This is a genomic window from Streptomyces sp. NPDC043680 (assembly GCF_056436685.1).
This window is the reverse complement of sequence record NZ_JBWKCE010000007.1, coordinates 52002-70326: the sequence shown is the minus strand read 5'-3', so window position 1 is coordinate 70326 and position 18325 is coordinate 52002. Positions and strand designations below refer to the sequence as shown.

At 75.5% G+C, this 18325-nt stretch carries 13 protein-coding genes; 9 read left to right on the top strand and 4 right to left on the bottom strand.

Translation table 11 applies throughout. From position 1 onward, the window contains the following. Position 1: 1 nt before the first annotated feature. From AC0666_RS17050 to AC0666_RS17025, 6 genes are read left to right on the top strand one after another with little or no spacing between them, the layout of a single operon-like run. A complete protein-coding gene (locus tag AC0666_RS17050) occupies positions 2 to 334 on the top strand; it encodes an acyl carrier protein (RefSeq protein ID WP_468971193.1) in 333 nt (110 codons plus the stop codon). Continuing rightward, on the top strand, positions 331 to 3420 hold the full coding sequence (locus AC0666_RS17045; RefSeq protein WP_478707850.1) for a type I polyketide synthase: 3090 nt from the start codon (positions 331 to 333) through the stop codon (positions 3418 to 3420). Before AC0666_RS17050 ends, AC0666_RS17045 begins: the two co-directional genes overlap by 4 nt. Beyond that, the gene (locus AC0666_RS17040; RefSeq protein ID WP_468971189.1) at positions 3417 to 4451 is read left to right on the top strand and encodes a 3-oxoacyl-[acyl-carrier-protein] synthase III C-terminal domain-containing protein; all 1035 of its coding nucleotides are present in this window, start codon (positions 3417 to 3419) and stop codon (positions 4449 to 4451) included. The genes AC0666_RS17045 and AC0666_RS17040 overlap by 4 nt, the downstream gene beginning before the upstream one ends. 34 nt (positions 4452 to 4485) lie before the next feature. Further along, the gene (locus tag AC0666_RS17035) at positions 4486 to 6450 is read left to right on the top strand and encodes an HAD-IIIC family phosphatase (protein WP_478707849.1); all 1965 of its coding nucleotides are present in this window, start codon (positions 4486 to 4488) and stop codon (positions 6448 to 6450) included. Next, positions 6407 to 6643: an acyl carrier protein gene (locus AC0666_RS17030; protein ID WP_468971185.1), complete on the top strand. Its 237-nt coding sequence runs from the start codon at positions 6407 to 6409 to the stop codon at positions 6641 to 6643. Before AC0666_RS17035 ends, AC0666_RS17030 begins: the two co-directional genes overlap by 44 nt. Then, a complete protein-coding gene (locus AC0666_RS17025; RefSeq protein ID WP_468971183.1) occupies positions 6640 to 7488 on the top strand; it encodes a 4'-phosphopantetheinyl transferase family protein in 849 nt (282 codons plus the stop codon). The genes AC0666_RS17030 and AC0666_RS17025 overlap by 4 nt, the downstream gene beginning before the upstream one ends. Positions 7489 to 7501: 13 nt before the next feature. On the opposite strand, the gene AC0666_RS17020 is transcribed toward AC0666_RS17025, so the two are convergent. Continuing rightward, positions 7502 to 8539 carry a LuxR C-terminal-related transcriptional regulator gene (locus tag AC0666_RS17020; RefSeq protein ID WP_478707848.1) on the bottom strand — a complete coding sequence of 346 codons (1038 nt, stop codon included), beginning with the start codon at positions 8537 to 8539 and terminating at the stop codon, positions 7502 to 7504. Positions 8540 to 8726: 187 nt separating this feature from the next. On the opposite strand from AC0666_RS17020, the gene AC0666_RS17015 reads away from it, so the two are divergent. Continuing rightward, the gene (locus AC0666_RS17015; RefSeq protein WP_468971179.1) at positions 8727 to 8936 is read left to right on the top strand and encodes a hypothetical protein; all 210 of its coding nucleotides are present in this window, start codon (positions 8727 to 8729) and stop codon (positions 8934 to 8936) included. 69 nt (positions 8937 to 9005) lie between these two features. Here AC0666_RS17015 and AC0666_RS17010 read toward each other — a convergent pair whose 3' ends face one another. Then, on the bottom strand, positions 9006 to 9704 hold the full coding sequence (locus AC0666_RS17010) for a 4'-phosphopantetheinyl transferase family protein (RefSeq protein ID WP_468971177.1): 699 nt from the start codon (positions 9702 to 9704) through the stop codon (positions 9006 to 9008). Between the two features lie 381 nt (positions 9705 to 10085). On the opposite strand from AC0666_RS17010, the gene AC0666_RS17005 reads away from it, so the two are divergent. Together AC0666_RS17005 and AC0666_RS17000 are read left to right on the top strand one after the other, a co-directional pair. Next, complete coding sequence (locus tag AC0666_RS17005; protein WP_478707847.1) at positions 10086 to 12953, top strand: helix-turn-helix transcriptional regulator; 2868 nt, start codon at positions 10086 to 10088, stop codon at positions 12951 to 12953. 233 nt (positions 12954 to 13186) lie between these two features. After that, positions 13187 to 14143, top strand: coding sequence for a polyprenyl synthetase family protein (locus tag AC0666_RS17000; protein WP_478707846.1), 957 nt, complete (start codon positions 13187 to 13189; stop codon positions 14141 to 14143). Between the two features lie 23 nt (positions 14144 to 14166). Here the strand turns inward: AC0666_RS17000 and AC0666_RS16995 are convergent, their stop codons facing one another. Beyond that, entirely contained in the window at positions 14167 to 15996 is a 1830-nt protein-coding gene (locus AC0666_RS16995; protein ID WP_468971172.1) for an AMP-binding protein, read from the bottom strand. Then, the gene (locus AC0666_RS16990) at positions 15993 to 18257 is read right to left on the bottom strand and encodes an ATP-binding protein (protein ID WP_478707845.1); all 2265 of its coding nucleotides are present in this window, start codon (positions 18255 to 18257) and stop codon (positions 15993 to 15995) included. The genes AC0666_RS16995 and AC0666_RS16990 overlap by 4 nt, the downstream gene beginning before the upstream one ends. Between the last annotated feature and the right edge of the window lie 68 nt (positions 18258 to 18325).

The following is an 18325-nucleotide window of genomic DNA, read 5'->3' as shown; positions in this document are numbered from 1 at the left end:
GATGACCGCCCCCACCCCCTTCTCGCCCGCCTGGCTGCTGGACCGGGTCGCCCTGTACCTGCGCCGGCCGGCGTCCACCATCGACCCCGCCGTGTCGCTGGCCGAGTACGGCATGGACTCGGTGATGGCCCTGAGCCTGTGCGGCGACTTGGAGGACGAGTTCGGCCTGGAGGCCGAGCCGACCCTGCTGTGGGACCACCCGACCGTGGAGAGCCTGCTCGCGCACCTCCTCACGGTGCTGCCGGGCCCTGGCGCCCCGACCGCGGGGTCCGCGCAGCAGGCGTCCGCGACGGCGGCATCCGCGACGGTGGCGTACGGGGGGCGGTACCGGTGAAGGGCGACATCGCGGTGGTCGGCATCGACTGCCTGTTCCCGGGCGCGCACGGCACCGACGCCTACTGGGAGCTGCTGCTGCGCTCCGGAGACGCGATCGGCGAGCTGCCGGACGAGCGGTGGAGCGCCGCCGACTTCCCGGGTGTCTCGCGGGGCGGCTTCGCCGAAGGCACCGACAGCTTCGACCACGCCTTCTTCTCGGTCTCGCCGCGCGAGGCGGCCGCCATGGACCCGCACCAGCGGATGCTGCTCCAGTGCGCGTGGCGGGCAATCGAGGACTCCGGTACGGCGCCCCCGGCGCTGGCCGGCACCGAGACGGGGGTCTTCGTCGGGATGATGGGCGGCGAGTGGGGCCGCCTCACCATGTCCGACCACCGCTGGGTCACCCCGCAGCTCGGAGCGGGCGGCAGCGCCGGGATGACCGCGAACAGGGTCTCGTACCACCTCAACCTGTCGGGGCCCTCGCTCACCGTCGACACCGCCTGCTCGTCCTCCCTGGTCGCCGTCCACCTGGCGGTCAACTCGCTGCTGTCCGGCGAGACGTCGACGGCCCTCGCGGCCGGCGTCAACCTGGTCCTGTCCCCGTCCCTGGGGCTGGTCTACGAGCAGCTGAAGCTGGCCGCGCCCGACGGCCGGTGCAAGCCCTTCAGCGCCGAGGCCGACGGCATCGGGCGCAGCGACGGGGTCGCGGTCGTGGTGCTGCGCCGGCTGGAGGACGCCCTCGCGGACGGCAGCCGGGTGTACGCCGTGATCCGCGGTACCGCGGTCAACCAGGACGGCCGCAGCAACGGAGTGACCGCCCCCAGCCGCTGGGCCCAGCAGAAGGTGCTGGAGGCCGCATACCGCCGGGCCGGGGTCACCGCCGACCAGGTGCGGTTCGTCGAGGCCCACGGCACCGGGACGGTGCTGGGCGACGCCATCGAGTGCGCGGCGCTGGGCGCGGTGCACGGCGTGGACCGCAGCGAGCCGTGCGCGCTCGGATCGGTCAAGGGGAACCTGGGACACACCGAGGGCGCGGCGGGGCTCGCCGGGCTGATCAAGACCGCGCTCGCGCTGCACCACCGGCTCGTGCCGGCCAGCCGGTTCGCGGACCGGGAGAATCCCCGGCTGCGGCTCGCCGAGCGCGGGCTGCGGCTGCTCAAGTCCCCGCTGCGGCTGCCGCGCGGGGAGACCGTTGCGGGGGTCAGCAGCTTCGGGATGGGCGGGACCAACGTGCACGCGGTGCTCGCGACGGCGCCCCGCCCCCTCGCGGCGGTCGGCAGCGCACTCGGCAGCCGTGCGCCGGGCGGCCGGGGGCCCGCCCGGGCCCGGGCGTCGGGCCTCCCCGGCTCCGCCGCCGGCGTGTTCACCCTGACCGCGGACAGCCCCGAGGGACTGCGCCGCAACCTGGCCGTGCAGGCCGCCGCGGTGGCCGCCCGGCCGCGCGGCGCGGCCGCCGCCCTGTGCTGGTCCAGCAACCGGGTCAAGACGGGGCTGCCGTACCGCTTCGCGACCACCGCCCGCGACACCGGCGAACTGGCTGCAGCGCTGCGGCAAGCCGCCGAGGCCGGCCCGGACGCCGTGGTCGGGATCCGCCGGGCGCCCTCCTGGTCCCGCCCGGCCGTCGCCTTCCTCTTCACCGGCCAGGGCAGCGAGTACGCGGGGATGGCCGCGGGCCTCCACCGGGAGTCCGCCGTCTTCCGGCGCCACATGGACGAGGCCGACGCGGCGCTCGGTCCGCACACCGGCTTCTCCGTACGGGAGCTGCTGCTCGACGCCGATCCGCGGGTCGGGCAGACCCGGTACGCCCAGCCCGTCCTGTTCGCGGTCGGGTACGCGCTGGCCGCCACCCTGGACGGGCTGGGGGTGCGGCCCGTGAGCGTCCTGGGCCACAGCGTCGGCGAGTTCGCGGCCGCGGTGAGCGCCGGAGCGCTCTCCTTGACGGAGGCGGCCGAGCTGGTCGCCGTCCGGGGTGCGCTCATGGCAGAACTCCCCCGAGACGGCGCCATGCTGGCCGTCCGCGCCGGCCGGGACGATGTCGCCGCGCTGCTCGCCGCCGAACCGGAGGCCGTGCTCGCAGCGGTCAACGGCCCGGGCGATGTGACCCTTTCGGGACCGGCCGCCGTGCTCGACCGGATCGAGCGGGCGCTGCTCGCGGACCAGGTGCGGGCCCGCCGACTGGACGTCGCCCACGCCTTCCACTCGCCCGCGCTGGAGCCGGTCCTCGACCGGTTCCGGGAGCGCGCCGGGAGGACCGCCGCGGTGTGCCCGCAGGTGCCCTTCGCCTCCACCCGGTACGGCCGGATGCTGCGCGAGGAGCCGCTGGACGCCGCCTACTGGGCCGGGCAGGCCGCCGAACCGGTCCTGTTCGCCGACGCGCTCGAAGCGCTCGTACGGGAGACCGCGCCGACGCACCTGCTGGAACTCGGGCCGCGCCCCCAGCTGCTGCCGCTGGCCGGCCGGACCGGCGCGGCCCACGGGCGGGAGTTCCTGCACCCCTGCCCGGGACCGGAGTCGGGCGGCCGGGAGCTGGCCGAGGTGGTCGCCGCGCTGTACCGGGCGGGCCTCGACCCCGACTGGGCGGCCCTGTACGAGCCCCGGGACCGCAGGGACGAGCGGCTGGCGCCGTACGTCTTCAGCACCGGGAGCCGCTTCCGCAACGGCCGCCGGGCGGACTCGACGGCGCCGGGCGATACGGCGTCCACGGCGTCGACGGCAGCCCCGGCGTCCCCGGCAGCCCCGACGGTCCCGGCCGACACGGCAGCCCCGACGGTCCCGGCCGGTACGGCGGCCCCGGCGCCCGCAGCCGCGCCTGCGGGGGCCCCGGCCGGGATCGGCGCGGGCGGCGAGGTCCTGGCGGCCGTGATCGCCGCCGTGACCGAGGTCGGCGGCTACCCGGCCGGGGAGATCGGGCCCACCGTCCGGTTCTACGAGGACCTCGGCTTCGACTCCGTCATGATCATGCAGCTCAAGGACCGGATCGAGGCCCGGCTGCCCCGCCTCGGCGAGATCTCCGTCCCGCACATGCTGCCCGCACTGCGCTCGGTCGCCTCCCTCGCAGACCACCTCGGCCACCAGCTCACCGCGAAGGCGGTCCCGGCCGCATGAAGGAGCACACCGTGCACCCCACCACCGCATTCATCGCCGCCACCGGCAGCGCCCTGCCCGGCCCGCCCGTCTCCAACAGCACCCTGGGCCAGGCCCTCGGCGTCAGCGACGAGTGGATCGACGTGTTCGTGGGCACCCGGACCCGGCACTTCGCCCGGGACCTCGCCACCGGCGAGGTCCGCGCCACCCTGGCCGACCTGTGCGCCGAGGCCGGCGCCCACGCGCTCACCGCCGCGGGCCTGGCCGCGGCGGACATCGAGTTCCTGGTCCTGGCCACCGCCACCCCCGACCACCTGCTGCCCACCACGGCCGCCCAGGTCGCCGACCGCCTCGGGCTCGACCACCTCCCCGCCTACCAGCTGCAGTCCGGCTGCTCGGGGGCGCTCCAGGCGGTGGAGCTCGGCGCGGCGCTGCTCGGCGCCGGTGCGGGGGCGGGACTGGTGATCGGCGGGGACGTCACCCACCGCCATCTCGACCTGCGGCCCGGTGCGGGCCGGCTGCCCGGCCGGGAGCTCGTCAACTACGTCCTCTTCGGGGACGGTGCCGGAGCGGCCGTGCTGACGGCGGAGCCGGCGGGCGAGCGGGTGGCCGTACGGCGCGTGGTCCACCGGCTCACCGGCCTCGGCCGGGAACCCGGACAGCTCCTGGACTGGTACGGCATCAGCGATCGCGACTCGGACCGGCCGATGCTGGCCGAGGACTACAAGGCGATCGAGGAGCAGGTGCCGGACATGGCGGCGGAGCTGCTGTGGGCGCTGCTGGACGAGACCGGCTGGCGGCCCGAGGACGTCCACTACCTGCTGCCGCCGCAGCTCTCCCGGCGGATGACCGAACGGATCACCCGGCGGCTGGCCCTGCCGTCCGCGCGGGAGATCAGCTGCGTCGCCGACACCGGGAACACCGGCAACGCGCTGCCCTTCCTGCAGATGGAGGGGTTGCTCGACCACATGGCGCAGGGGGAGCGGGCGCTCGTCCTGTCCATCGAGTCCAGCAAATGGATCAAGGCCGGACTCGGCCTGGAGAGGGTCTGAGACGGCTGTGGAGGCATGGCGGACGGGCACTGCGGTGTCCGAAGAGGCGCCGGCCCGGGCGGAAGCGCCGGCCCGGGTCGGAGTGCTGGACCGGCTGCGCGCGCTGCGGGACCAGGACCGGCTGGAACAGGAATACGACACGGTCGCCGCACTGCTGGCCCGGGACGAGGTGGCGGAGGACCCGGCCCTGCTGCGCCGGGTCGGGCGGTTGCTGGCCGGGGTGGACCGGCAGCGCGTACGGGACCTGCACCCCGCCACCCCCGTGGTGACGGTCGGGATCACCGGGCAGTCCACCGTCGCACCCGTGGTGGACCCGCTGACCGCCGAACTCGCCCGGCACGGGATGCTGTTGGACCCGGTCCTGGGCGACCACGGTGCCTACGTCCAGGATCTGGCCGGGCCCGCCGGCTCGTTCGGCACCGCGGAACTGCTCCTCTGCCTGCTCGACGACGAGACGGTCTTCGGCCGCGTACCCGCCGTATGGCGGCCGCAGGACGTGGAACGCGCCGCCGGGGAGGCCCTGGAGCTGCTCACCGCACTGGCCACCGGGCACGCGGCCGCGGGCCGGGGCACCCTGGTCCTCAACACCGTCCCGCTGTCCCGGGAGCGCAGCCACCAGCTGATCGACCACCGCTCGCGGGCCGAACTGGGCGCCGTCTGGCGGGATTTCAACAGCCGACTGCTGCGCCTCGGTACGCGTATCACCGGCCTGGTGGTGCTCGACCTCGACCCGCTGATCGCCGAGGGCGGGCCGGTGCACGACGTGCGGCTCGCCCGTTACGCGCAGGCCCGCCTGGGCGCGCCCCTGCTGGCCGCGATCGCCCGGGAAGTCGCCCACCTGGCCCGGGCCCGGTACGGGCTGACGCGCAAGTGCCTGGTGCTCGACCTCGACCACACCCTGTGGGACGGAGTGCTCGCCGAGGACGGGATCCGCGGCATCGCCGCAGCGGGCGAGGGCCGCGCCGAGGCCTTCGGGGCGTTCCAGCAGGTGATCGCCCAGCTTGCCGCGCAGGGCGTCCTGCTCGCCGTCAGCAGCAAGAACGACCGCCGGGAGGTGGTGGCCGCGCTCGGCGGACATCCCGACCTGGTGCTGCGCGAACGGGACTTCGCGCAGATCCGCGCCGACTGGGAGCCGAAGGACGCCCATGTGCGGGACATCGCCGACCGGCTGGGCATCGGCACCGGCGCGCTGGTCTTCGTCGACGACTCCTCGGCCGAGTGCGCCCGGGTCCGGGCCGCGGTGCCGGAGGCCGCCGTGGTCCGCCTCGACGACGAGCCCGCCCTGCACGTCACCCGCCTGCTGCGCGACGGCTGGTTCGACACGCCGAGCCTCACCGAGGACGACCGGGAACGGGCCGGTCGATATCGAGCCGAATCACAGCGCGCCGCAGCCCGCCGACGGGCCGGCACGGCGGAGGGCTTCCTGCGGGACCTCGACATCACCGTGGACCTGGGCCGGCCCGCGCCGCACGAGGAAGCCCGGGCCGCTCAACTCACCCAGCGCACCAACCGGTTCAACCTGACCGGGCTGCGGCTGACGGAGCAGGAGGTGGCGGCCGCCGCGGCCGGGATCGGCGGCCGGATGCTCCTGGTGGCCCGCTCCGCCGACCGGTTCGGCGACAACGGAACGGTGGGGGCGGTGTTGGCGCGGCGGACCGGGGACGCGCTGGACATCGAGAACGTCTGGCTGAGCTGCCGGGTGCTGGGCCGGGGCATCGAACAGGCCATTGTCTGCGCCCTGCTGGAACGCTCGCGCACCGAGGGCTGCACCGTGGTCACCGCCCGCTACCGGGAGACCCGGGCGAATGCCCGGGCCGCCGGATTCTACCCCTCGCTCGGCTTCACCCGCCGCGCCGACGCGCCCGAAGGGCCGCTATTCCAACACGACTTGACAGAGATTCAAGTCGTTCCCGACTACATCTTGCTGCGCATGATTTCGGCCGGAAAGGATACAAGTGAATCTTGGAAGTCTCGACGATTTCCACCGATTGCTCCATGATGAGTTCAATCTTGATCTGAGGGCGCAGGGGCCGGGCACCCGGCTGGCCGACCTGCCGCAATGGGACTCGGTACTCCTGCTGCAACTCATCACCCTCATAGAAGAACAGACGGGACGGCGGCTTCCGGTCCGGCCCATCCTCGAAGCCGGAACGATCGAAGACATCCACGCTTTAGTGAAGGAGCAAGAATGACGGCCCCCCGAAGCACGGCCGTGGGACCGCCGCTCTCCACCCCGGTCGAGGTCGCGGACTGCTCGGACGCGGCCTGGATGCAGGTCCGCGAGGACCTGCGGGAGACCGGCTCCGCCCTGCTGTGGGCGCGGATGTCCGAGCTGGGGGAGCAGCTTCCGCAGGGGGACGCGCTGCGCGAGCTGCTCGGCCGTGACTGGTCGCGCTACTTCGAGCTGGCCCACGAGGACGTACGCAGCCGCTACGCCGCCTCCCGGCTGCTGCTCAAGTGCGCGGCGGGCGCGGTGCTGCGCAGCGACCCCGCGCAGCTGGAGCTCACGTACGGGCCGACGGGACGGCCGTACCTGCGCGGCTACGACCAGATCGACGTCAGCCTCAGCCACACCGGCGATCTGCTGCTGGTCGGGCTGACCACCCGCGGCCTGATCGGGGTGGACGCCGAGCGGACGGACCGCCCGATGTACCGGGACGGGCTCGGCCGGCACGTCTGCACGCCGTACGAGCTGATCACCCTGGCGGCGCTGGAGGAGCGGGAGCGCAACCCGTCGCTCGTACGGCTGTGGACGCTGAAGGAGGCTTACAGCAAGGCGATCGGCCAGGGGATGAACTTCCGGTTCACCGAGTTCGGCTTCGGTCCGGACGGCAGGCCGGTCCAGGTGCAGCGCCCGGACGGCACCCCGGGGGCGGGCGACGAGTGGTCCTTCCGCACGTTCGTGATCGACGACGAGTACTGCGTCAGCGGCGCCGTCTACGACGCGGGCTTCGGTTCCTCACCGGACACCGACATCACCACGATGCTGGACCAGGACTGCGTGGACACCATCACCGACGTCCTCCGCAGGGTCTGAGGGGGAGCGGGGTTCAGAGCAGTTCTTCCTGCGGGGTGTCGAGGATCCCGGACATCGCGACGTTGAAACCGGCCTGGAAGCGGCTGGTCGCCTCCAACTCCTCGGTGATCTCGGCGATGTGGCGCCGACAGGTCCGCACCGACATGCCGAGGCGGCGGGCCACCATCTCGTCCTTGAAGCCCTTGGACATCAGCCGCATGATCGAGTGCTTGACGTCGTCCGCGGTGGCGGTCGCCTTGTTGGTCTCCGGCGCAAACGGCGTCGCCCCGTCCCAGAGATGGTCGAAGACGGAGCAGAGGAAGGACACCAGGGTCGGTTCGCGGACGATCGCCGCGCCCGGGGGCCGGCCGGGACACGCGGCGCGCTCCGGCAGGAAGGCGATCTCGCGGTCGTAGATGAAGAGGCGGTCGATCAGCTCGTCGGCGGTACGCACCTCCCCGCCGGCCGCGGTCACCTCGCGGACGTAGGCCCGGGTGGGCAGGTCACTGCGTGCGGTGTGCTGGTAGAGGGTCTTCATCTGCACGCCCCGGCCTAGGAGTTCCTGGGCGGACTCGCGGGCGGCGGGCAGGATCTCGGCCGGGCGGGGGCCGCCGGGCTGGATGATCAGCAGCTCACTGCGGCACATCTGGCGGCGCTCGTCGATGGTCGACTGCACCAGGGCGGCGTCGGTGATCAGGTCGAACGCCTCGACCCGGTTCCGCTCGCGGCGGCCCTCGAAGTAAAGGGGCGTCAGGGACAGGAGTTTGGACCGGACGTCGGTCACGGCGGCCTGGAGGTCGCGGATCTGCCGCTCGGCGGCGCCGACCAGATCGGCCGCCGCCGCGTCGGGACCCACCGGTACCAGGACGGACGGGTCGCCCGGCATGGGCTGGAGCAACTTGAGGTGGCGCAGCACCTGTTCGGTGCGCTCGACGTCCTGAGGGGACAGCCGCAGCTCCTCGGCGACGGCCTCCCGGTCGAACCGGCCCATCCGGACGGCCTGACCGTAGGCGGACGCGCTCGTGTCGTCCAGCTCCGCGAAACCCGAAGCGGTGTATTCGCTCCCTATCATCCGTGCCGCTCCCCCGAACTCCGGCGCATTTGTTGTCATGCAACATTACGCCACCGTGATGGGTTTGGTCTGCGGCGATGATCGCAGGCAGTCTGTGGGGGACAGGCGGGGGCAGTCGATGAAGGTTCAAATCGAAACCACTCATCGCGGCCTCTTTGGTGAATCTTTACTGTTTGGGGGACGAGAAATGGGAAGCTCTGTGGGGAGCGCACGGGTCGGCGTGTTCGCCGCGGCGGCCCTCGCTCTTGCGCTGTGCCTTTCCGTGGCGGGCGGTGCGCAGGCCTCCGGCCCTTCCCTGGCCGACGGGCCGGGCGTGCAGATCCAGGTCGGCCTGGGGGCCGCGATCGGCTCGGTCGTCGGCTCGGTCACGATCCCGGAGGACGACCGCTGGAACTGATGCCCGGCTGACCACCGGACATCGAAGTGCCGACGAGGCCCTCCATGCACGTCGCTTGGGGGGCCTGCGTCATGCGGCGGCCGGGACGGGGGCGGCCGGACCGGCGGAGGTGGAGGCGGCGGTGTGCGCGATGGCGCTGACCAGGAGGCCGTCCTCGGCCGCCCAGCGGCCCCGCAGCTCCCGCGGCGTACGGGCGCACACCGCCGGACCGGTCAGCAGGCGCACGTGGAACGCGGCCCGGTCCGGGTCCAGCACCACCAGCGCCTCGTGGAAGCCGAGTTCCCGTCCCGTCAGGGGATACCAGGTTTTGAAGACGGACTCCTTGATGCTGAAGAGCAGCCGGTCCCAGGCCAGTTCCGGGCGTGCGGCCAGCAGCGCCGCCACCTGCCGGCGCTCCGGACCCAGGGCGACCACGTCCAGGATCCCCTCGGGCAGGGGCTCGTCGGGCTCGGCGTCGATTCCCACGGAGGCGATCCGCGAGCGCGGTGCCAGCGCCGCAGCCCGGTACCCGGTGCAGTGCGTCATGCTGCCGGTCACGGAAGGATCCCAGGTCGGCGCCCCGCGACCGCCGGGCAGCACCGGGGCGGGCGGCAGGCCCAGCCGGGCCATCGCCACCCGGGCGCACCAGCGGACGGCCGTGAACTCCTCCCGTCGCTTGGGCACCGCGTCGCGGACCAGCTCGGCCTCCTCCGGGAACAGCGCGGCGCCCACGGGATCGGAGCGCACCTCGACGGCGACGACGTCGGGCGGCAGCAGAGCGGAAAGCATGGCGACCCCTGTGGCTCTCGGAATGTCTGACGGGCAGAGCTCCACCGTCCCGGCAGCCGGCCGCCGCCGTCGGGTGCGAGGGACCGGGCAGGCCGAGGTGCCCGCCGGGAGGGGGCGCATCCGCCACCTTGCTGTCATGTGCGGCACCCGGCCCGACGGGTACCGCCATACGGGGGTCAGACCCGGCATGCGGGTTTGCCATGCGCTTGCCATAGGGCCGGTTGCGCGCTCTAGCCCGTACGGGTCGATTGCGTCGCACACAAAAGCCCCCTCGGCCCCGAATACGGAATGCACGGGTGCGGGGACGTGCGCCGCAGAGGGCTTTTTCAGAAGAAATCCGCGTGTCGGAAAACGGAACGTGTGCTTTCAGGGGGGCATCGCATGAGGCTTGTGGAACGAGCGGGTGAGCTGAAAAGACTGGAAACGGTTCTGGCGTCGTGTGCGGGGGGAGAGAGCGCCACCGTTCTGATCGAGGGCCCCGTCGGCTGCGGCAAGACCGAACTGATCACTTTCGTGGTGCAGCTCGGCATCGCGGTCGGCGCCCTGGTGCTGCGCGCCACCGGCTCGGCTGCCGAACGGCGGCTCCCGCTCGGGGTGCTGGGCCAGCTCGCGGCCGGCAGCCGCACCGGACTGCTCACCTCGACCCGGCGGGCCGCGCACGGGAGCCAGGCGGAGTCGATGGAGCTCTTCAGCGCCTCCGTACGCCGCCTCGCGGCCAGTACCCCCGTGGTGATCTGCGTCGACGACTGGCAGCACGCCGACGACCTCTCACGCTCCTACCTGCTCCATCTCGCCCACACGGCGCGGGCGTCGGGCGTCCTGCTGGTCCTCGGCCGGACCCTGGACGGGCGCCCCGGCGACCCGTTGCCCGCCACCGACCTCATCCGGCTGCCCCGGCTGGTCCGGCTGCGTCCGGCGCCGCTGAGCGCGGCCGCCGCTGCCGAGCTGGCCGGGTCCGGAGCCCTGCCCGGGGCCGCACGGGACAGCGCGCGGTTGTGCGACATCAGCGGCGGCAACCCGTTGCTGCTGCGCGCCCTGTTCGAGGAGCTCGGCCCCGCGTACGGCTCCCCGTACGGGTCTGCGCACGGCCCCGCGTACGGATCTGCGGCTCCTGCCGCCGAAGGACCGCAGCCGGAGCCGCGGCCGGAGCTGAAGCCGCCGCCACCGCCGGAGCCGGAGCCGCACGGGGCCTTCGGCCAGGCCGTCCTGGCCTGTCTGGAGCGCAACGGCGCCGGCACCGTCGAACTCGCCCGCGCCCTCGCCGTGCTCGGCGGGCTCGCCACGCCCGGCACCGCCGCCGCCCTGCTGGACATGCCCGCGGCCGCCGTCGAGCGCACCGTCGGGACGCTCGGCGAAGCCGGCCTGCTCGACGGCAGCCGGTTCCGCCATCCGGTGGCCCGCCGGGCCGTGCTCGACGCGACTCCCGCCGCCGATCTCGCCGCCCTGCACGCCCGGGCGGCGGCCGTGCTCCACGCCGCCGGGACCGAGGCTCCCGCCGTCGCCGCACACCTGCTCGCCGCCGGTGGTCCGGCGCCCGACTGGGGCGTGCCCGTGCTGGAGAGCGCCGCCGTCCAGCTGCTCTCCGCGGGTCGCACCGAACGCGCCCTCACCTGCCTGGAGTCGGCCGCCGCGCACCTCACCGAGCCCGAGGAGCTGGCCCACATGCAGCTGCGGGCCGTCGCCGTCGCCGCCCGGCTGGACCCCGCGCTCGCCGAACTCCGCCTCCGTGCCCCCCTGGCGGCGGCCCGGGCCGGGCGGCTGGGCCCGTCCGCACTCGGTGCGCTCGCCCGGACACTCACCAGCCACGGCCGGCTCGACGAGGCCGTGGAGGTGCTGGCCCTGCGCGCCGCCGCCGGGCCCGCCCCCGGCGAGCGCGCCGCGTACGGCGGCCCCGCCCGGCCGCCGGCGCCCGGTCGGGCCGGCGGTTACGAACCCGACCCGCTGGACGGGCTCTGCGCCTTCCCGCGCAGGATTCCGGTACCGCGCGGCGAGAGCCCGGCGCGGCGGGACGAGGGCCGGCTCCCCGGTTACGGCCACGGCAGGGAGGAGCCGGGCGGTGCCCCGACGGCCTTGTGGCACCTGCCCGAGGGAAGGCCCGCGGCCGCCGTGGTGGCCGCCGACGACTTCCTGCGCGGCGTCTCGCCCGGCTGCGCAGCCGTCGAACCCACCGTGCAGGCCCTGCGGACGCTGCTCTACCTCGGCGGCGCCCAGCAGGCCCTGCACTGGTGCCGGCACACCGCCGCCGAAGCCGACCGGCGCGGCGCGCCCGCCTGGTCGGCGCTGCTGCGCACCGTCCATGCCATGGCCCTGCTGCGCCAAGGTGATCTGGCGGGAGCCGAGCAGGAGGCCCTGGCGGCCCTGGACTTGGTGCCGCGCGGCACCGGCAGCGCCCTGATGAGCGCCGCCTCCGGCACGCTCGTAAGGGCCCGGCTGGCGCTGGGCCGGACCGACGAGGCGGCGGAGGAACTGGCCAGGCCCGTACCGGACTCGGTCTTCGCCTCGGTGCCCGGTCTGGAGTACCTGCGGGCGCGCGGCCAGTTCCATCTGGCCGCCAGCCGTCATCACGCCGCACTCGGCGACTTCCTGGAGATCGGCCGGCGCATGCGGCGCTGGGGCCTGGACCGCCCGGTGGCCCTGCCCTGGCGCACGGACGCCGCGGAGGCCCTGCACCGGCTCGGCGAGTCCCGCCAGGCCGAGCGGTTCGTCGCGGACCAGCTCGCCATGCCCGACATGGCCGACCCTTGGGTGGAGGGGATCTCGCTGCGCGCCCGGGCCGCCCACCAGGAGCCGCGCAAACGGCAGGTCATGCTGGCCCGGTCCGCCGAGGCCTTGCGCCGTTCCGGTGACCGCTACGAACTCGCCCGGACGCTGGCCGAGTTCGCCCGGGTCCTCCAGGACTGCGGGGAGACCAGCCGGTCCGTCATGGTCAGCCGGACCGCCTGGCACCTGGCGGACGAGTGCGGGGCGCAGCCGCTGCGCAACACCATCACCCGGCCCGGGCCGCAACCGGCCCCCGAGGTGCCCGCGCCGGTGACCTCGTACGCCGAACTGGTGGATCGGCTCAGCGATTCGGAGCGGCGCGTCGCCGCGCTCGCGGTGCGCGGGGACACCAACCGGGAGATCGCCGAGAAGCTGTGCGTCACGGTCAGCACCGTGGAGCAGCACCTCACCCGCGCATACCGCAAACTCGGCATCACGCGGCGGCTGGAGCTGCCGGTCGAGCTCCAGCTCATCGGCGCCGAGATGTAGCGGCCCGGGGGACGCCCCCCGCCGCCGGGCCGCCAGGGCTGGCGGGGGCCGCCGCGCACGTATGGCAGGCCCATGGCAAGGGCGGCCGGGTGCGCCGTACCGGACGGCAGGGGTCAGCCGTCCCACGGGTGTCACGGCGCCCCGGTCCCGGGCGGGACGGCCCCCGTCGCCCGCAATCCGGGGTCCGGTCCCGCAGGCTCGGTCAGAGGCGCAACCCACCGAGGGGGCACACCATGACGAACGACCGGCCCGCGCGGCCCACCGCGACCCCCGCGGCGCTGCGCGAACGCGTACTGGAGCGGGCCGAGGCCCGGATCGGCGGCCTGCTGGCCGAGGAACACGGCCACTGGGCCGTCGAGGACCGCCATGCGGCGGCCCTGGTCAGCGATATCGCGGCCGTGGTCCGCACGGCCGCGGACCGGGTCCGCCCGACCCTCTTCCTGACCGGCTACCTGGCGGCGGGCGGCGACCCGGGGTCGGGCCACGCCGTGGATGCGGCCGCGGCACTCGAATTCCTGGACGCGGGCCTGTCGATCCGCACCGACACCAGGGAAGGCACGGCGCTGCGGCGCGGCCTGCCCACCCTGCACGTCAGCCACGCCGCCGAGCACGAACGCAGCGGCTGGCGCGGAGAGTCCCGCCGCTTCGGCGAGGGCACCGCGGTGCTCGCAGGGGACCTCGCGATCTCCTACGCCGACCGGCTCGCCGCCGGGCTGCCCGAAGCCGCCCGGCGGGTTTGGGACCGGCTGCGCGTCGAACGGGTGCTCGGCACCCACGCGGCCGCCGCCGCCGGAGCGGCCTATCAGGACGACCCGTGGCCGGGCCCCTGCCTGGCCGGAGGCTGCCGGCGGGGCTGCGCGGCCGGCTGGTACGCCGTACGGCATCCGCTGCTGCTCGGCGCAGCACTCGCAGGGGCTCCGGAACTGGACGTCTGCTACGGGGAGTTCGCCAACCGGCTGCACGCGGCCTGGAGGCTGCGGGGCTTCCTGGCGGGCGGCCCGGAGTTCGGCGACGAGGCGGCCCTGCTGCGCGACGTGCTCTTCGACGCGCGCAGCCGCACCGGCGCCGAACGCCGGATCGGCGAACTGGCCGCCGACGCCGCCCGCGCCCTGGCCGGCGCGCCGCTCGCGGACCACTGGCGCGCGGAACTCGTCGGCTGCGCGCGCCTGTTGACCGACTGCCCCGCCTGACTCAGGCCCGCCGTGCCATGCGCCTATGGCCCGGCGGAGCCCTCGCGGGGCGGGCCGAGGCGGGGGGTGCCCGGGCGGAGGCGTTCCAGCCAGCCGCGCAGCCCGTCCCGCAGCAGTGCTCCGCGGTCGTCCGTCGGAAGGGAGCCCACCAGCTCCAGCCGGATGGGCAGGAAGCCCTCGCCAATGCCCCGGGCCGTGAGGTGCTCGCGCAGTTCCAGCAGGCCCGGCGGGGCGTCCTCGGCCTCCGGCACCACCACCGCGCAGGGACGTTCGCCGAGTTCCGGATCCGTGTGGCCCAGGACCACCGCCTCCCGGACGCCCGGGTGCGCGCGCAGCTCACGCTCGATCCGGTCCACCGGGACCAGGAACAGGCCTCCGGTACGCGCCGTGGCCCGGGCCGTCACCTGGATCCCGCCGAGGCCGTCGGGCCGGCCCCGGTCGCCGGTGTCCAGCCAGCCCTCGGCGTGCTCCCAGGTGGCGACGGGGGCGGGGGCCCCGTGCGCCCAGGTCGCCAGGCAGACCGAGGGGCCCCGGACGCGCAGCGGGACGGGTGCGGCCGGATCGGCGCCGTGCTCGCGGAGCAGCGGGGACACCTCCAGGCCGGCCAGCGGCACCCCGTCGCTGGCGCCGTCGCGTTCGGCCGGGGTGTCGCCCCGGGTGAGGGTGCCCATCCCCAGTTCGGGCGCACCCCACACCAGGCGCACCGCCGCCCCGCCCAGCGTGTCCGCCAGCGCCGTCGGCAGCGGGGCCGCCGTGCCGGTGCGGCCCCCGGACAGCACCAGGCGGAGGGAGTCCAGTGTGCGCGGGCGCCGGCGCTGGGCCGCCAGCACCTCGGCCCAGTGGGCCGGGGCGGCGTACGCCTGGTGGACCCCCGCCGTCGCCAGCAGGTCCAGGCAGCCGTCGGGGGTCCACAGCTCCTGGTACACCCCGCTTCCGCCGACCGCGAGGGGCCAGCAGACGGCGTACAGGATCGAGGCGAGCGAGGTCAGCGGCAGCGCCGAGTAGAAGGCCTCGCCCGGCCGGCGTCCCGGTCCGGTGCGGTCGTCCTGGCCGCTGATGTTGGCGTACAGCGTGTTCGGCGTGTGCAGGGTCGTGGTGTACCCGTCCTCGCGTACGCCCATCACGGTCACCATCAGGCAGATGCGGTCCGCCGCCCCCGGGGAGGGCGGCGGGCGCCGGCCGTACGGGCCGCGTTCGTGGGCGGTGCGCAGGAAGTGGGCGCGGAAGTCGACGGTGCCGTCGCAGCCGTCGGCCCCGTACGCGTCCGCCGCCCCGCCCGTCCGCTCCTTTCCGGCGGTGGCGGCCACGACCCGGTGGCGCAGCCACGGCAGTTCCGCCGCGAGCTGCGCCAGCGCCTCGGCGTGCGGGTACCCCTCCCAGACGTCCGGGACGATGCACACCCGGGCCTGCGAGGCCGCCAGGATCCGGGCCAGGCCGCGGGACCGTACGGTCGGCAGCACCGGCACCGCGACCGCGCCCAGCCGCATGCAGGCGAGGGCGAGCGCAGCCGTCTCCCAGCGGTCGGGGAGCTGGTAGGCGACGGGATCGCCCTCCCGGACGCCCAGGGCGGCCAGCGCGGCCGCGAACCGCTCGACGTACGCGGCCAGTTGGGCGTAGTCCAGCACGACGTCCCGGTGCCCGGCCGGGCGGTGCAGGCGGCGGGAGACCAGGGCGGTCCGGCGGGGGTGGCGGGCCGCCGTCCGGCGCAGGTCGTCGACGAAGGTGTCCGTGCGCCACCAGCCCTGCGCGCGGAAGGCGGCGGCCACCTCGGGGGGCGGGCTGATCGCGGCCAGCGCCCCGGCCACGTCGGGCGCCTCGACCGGACGGGCGGCCGCCCCCTCCTCCCGGGTCACGACCACTGCCCGATCGCCCAGGCGACCTGGATGCGGGAAGAGCAGCCGAGCCGCCGCATGATCTGCCGCACGTGGTTGACCACGGTCCACTCGGACAGACCGAGCCGCTCGGCGATCTGCCGGTTCGTCAGGCCCTCGGCGACCAGCATCGCGACCTGCACCTGGCGCGGGGTCAGCGGGCGCGGCGCCTCACCGGACGTCCGCGCCGCGCTGCTGTCCGCACGGGCGGCCGGCGCGGGGGAGGACAGCGCCTCCCGTACGGCTTCGGCCGGACCGAGCGCCCGCCCCTCCGCCCACGCCGTGGAGTACGCGGTCCAGCCGAGCCGGGCGAGCATGCCCTCCCGTGCCTGCGTCACCGCGGCCTCGTGCTCCTGCGGGGCCCGGGAGCCGAGGACCTCGCGGAATGCGGCCGATGCCGCCAGCAGCCGTACGACCCGCGGCTGCTGGGCCGGGGTCACCCGCAGGACGTGCAGCGCGAACTCCGCCAGCACCAGCGGGAGTACGGTGCGCTCGCCGGCCTCCCGGCACCGCCGCAGGCTCTCCCGCAGCAGCGCATCGGCCCCGTCCGGGTCGTCCCCGCCGGTGAGCGCGGCGGACAGCCGCAGCGCCTCGGCCAGGCCCCGGTCGTCACCGATCCGGCGCAGCGCACCCACGGCGCCCTCCAGTGCCTGCGCCGCCCGGCGGTCGCGGCCGAGGGCGTGCAGGGCCGCGGCCAGCGCCGTGCCGGCCCGGGCCGCAGAGCCGGCGGCGCCGACGGCCTCCAGCGCGGCCACGGCCGGCTCCAGGGCGGCCAGCGCGCCCTGCGGATCCCCGGCCGCGAGCAGGGCCGCTCCGAGGTGGGCGGTGACCTGCGCGGTGTGCCGGCGGTCGCCGAGGGGTTTGCAGACGGCGAGGGCCGAACGGTGGCGGCGTACCGCGTCGGAGGCATCGCCGAGGGCTGCCGCCAGCACTCCGGACAGGTCGGCCAGACGGGCCGCCACCGGATCGGGCAGGCCGCCGGCGGCCAGCAGCCGGTCGCACCAGCCCAGCCCGGAGCGCAGCCTGCCCTGGGCCAGCCACGGCTCACCGCAGGCCACCGCCATCGCAGCGGCGCCCGCCCGGTCGCCCCGGGACCACAGCCGGTCCAGGGCGGCCTGCACGTTCGGCGCCTCGGCGGAGAGGACCGCCAGCCAGCGGGCCTGGTCCGTGCCGGTGAGCCGGCTCGCGGCCGAGGCCGCCAGGCGGGCGTACCGGTCCGCGTGGTCGTCCGCCGCGGCGCCGGCGCGGCCCGCGTCCTCCTGGACGCCGCGCAGGTGCGAGCGGACCGGTTCCGGTACGGCGTACCGGGCGTCGGCGTGGTCCTCGCCGACCAGCCGCAGCAGGCCGCGGTCGAGCAGTGTGTCGAGGGCCGGGCCGTCGGAGCGGCCGAGTGCCACGGCGCCGAAGCCGGGCTCGTACCCGGCCAGCCGCTCCAGCAGCGCACGCGCCTGCGTGTCCAGGGAGCGACAGCTCCATTCGGCGAGCGCGTCCAGGGAACGGTGCCGGGCGGGCGCGGAGGCCGGGCCGCCGGACAGCGTGCACGGCCGGCCGGCGAGCCGGGCCAGCAGCACGCCGGGCGGATAGAGCCGCATCCGTCCGGCGGCCAGCTCCAAGGCCAGCGGCAGCCCTTCGAGGAGGGTGCACAGGGCGGCGGTGTCCCGGGCGTTGTCGGCCGTGAGGGCGAAGCCGGGGCAGGCCTCGGCGGCCCGCCGGACGAACAGCTCCACCGAGGGGATCCGGGCGAGCGCATGCAGATCCTCGGCGTCGGCGGCCCGCGGCAGCGCCAGCGGCGCGAGCGGTACCAGCTGCTCGCCGTACACCCCGACCGGCTGCACGCCGGTGGCCAGCACGGTGAGCCCGGGGTTGCGGGCCAGCAGCGCGGCCACCTCGTCGGCGCACGGCTGGGTGCCGTCCAGCACGAGCAGCGTGCGCCGCCCGGCGCCGGCCGCGCCGTCGAGTCGCTGCGGGCCGGTCCGAACCTCGTCGAAGACGCCCGCCACGCGCTCGGCCGCGACCGCGGCCAGCCGGCTCTTCCCGACCCCGGCAGGCCCCGTCACGGTGACCAGCCGTGCGCGGGGGTCGGTCAACCGCGCCTCCAGTGCGGCCAGTTCGAGCTCCCGTCCGACCAGCGCGCCCGCCTCGGCGGACGCCGGCGCGAACCCGCGGCCGACCGCCGCCCCGGAGGCCGGCTCGGGCAGGGGCGCGGCCGGCCCGGACACCGGCCAGGCCGTGGGCTCCGGCACAGGCCCGGACGCGGGCCCCGCCAGGGGCCCGGCCACGGGCCCGGGCGCCGGCCCCGACGTGGTGCCGG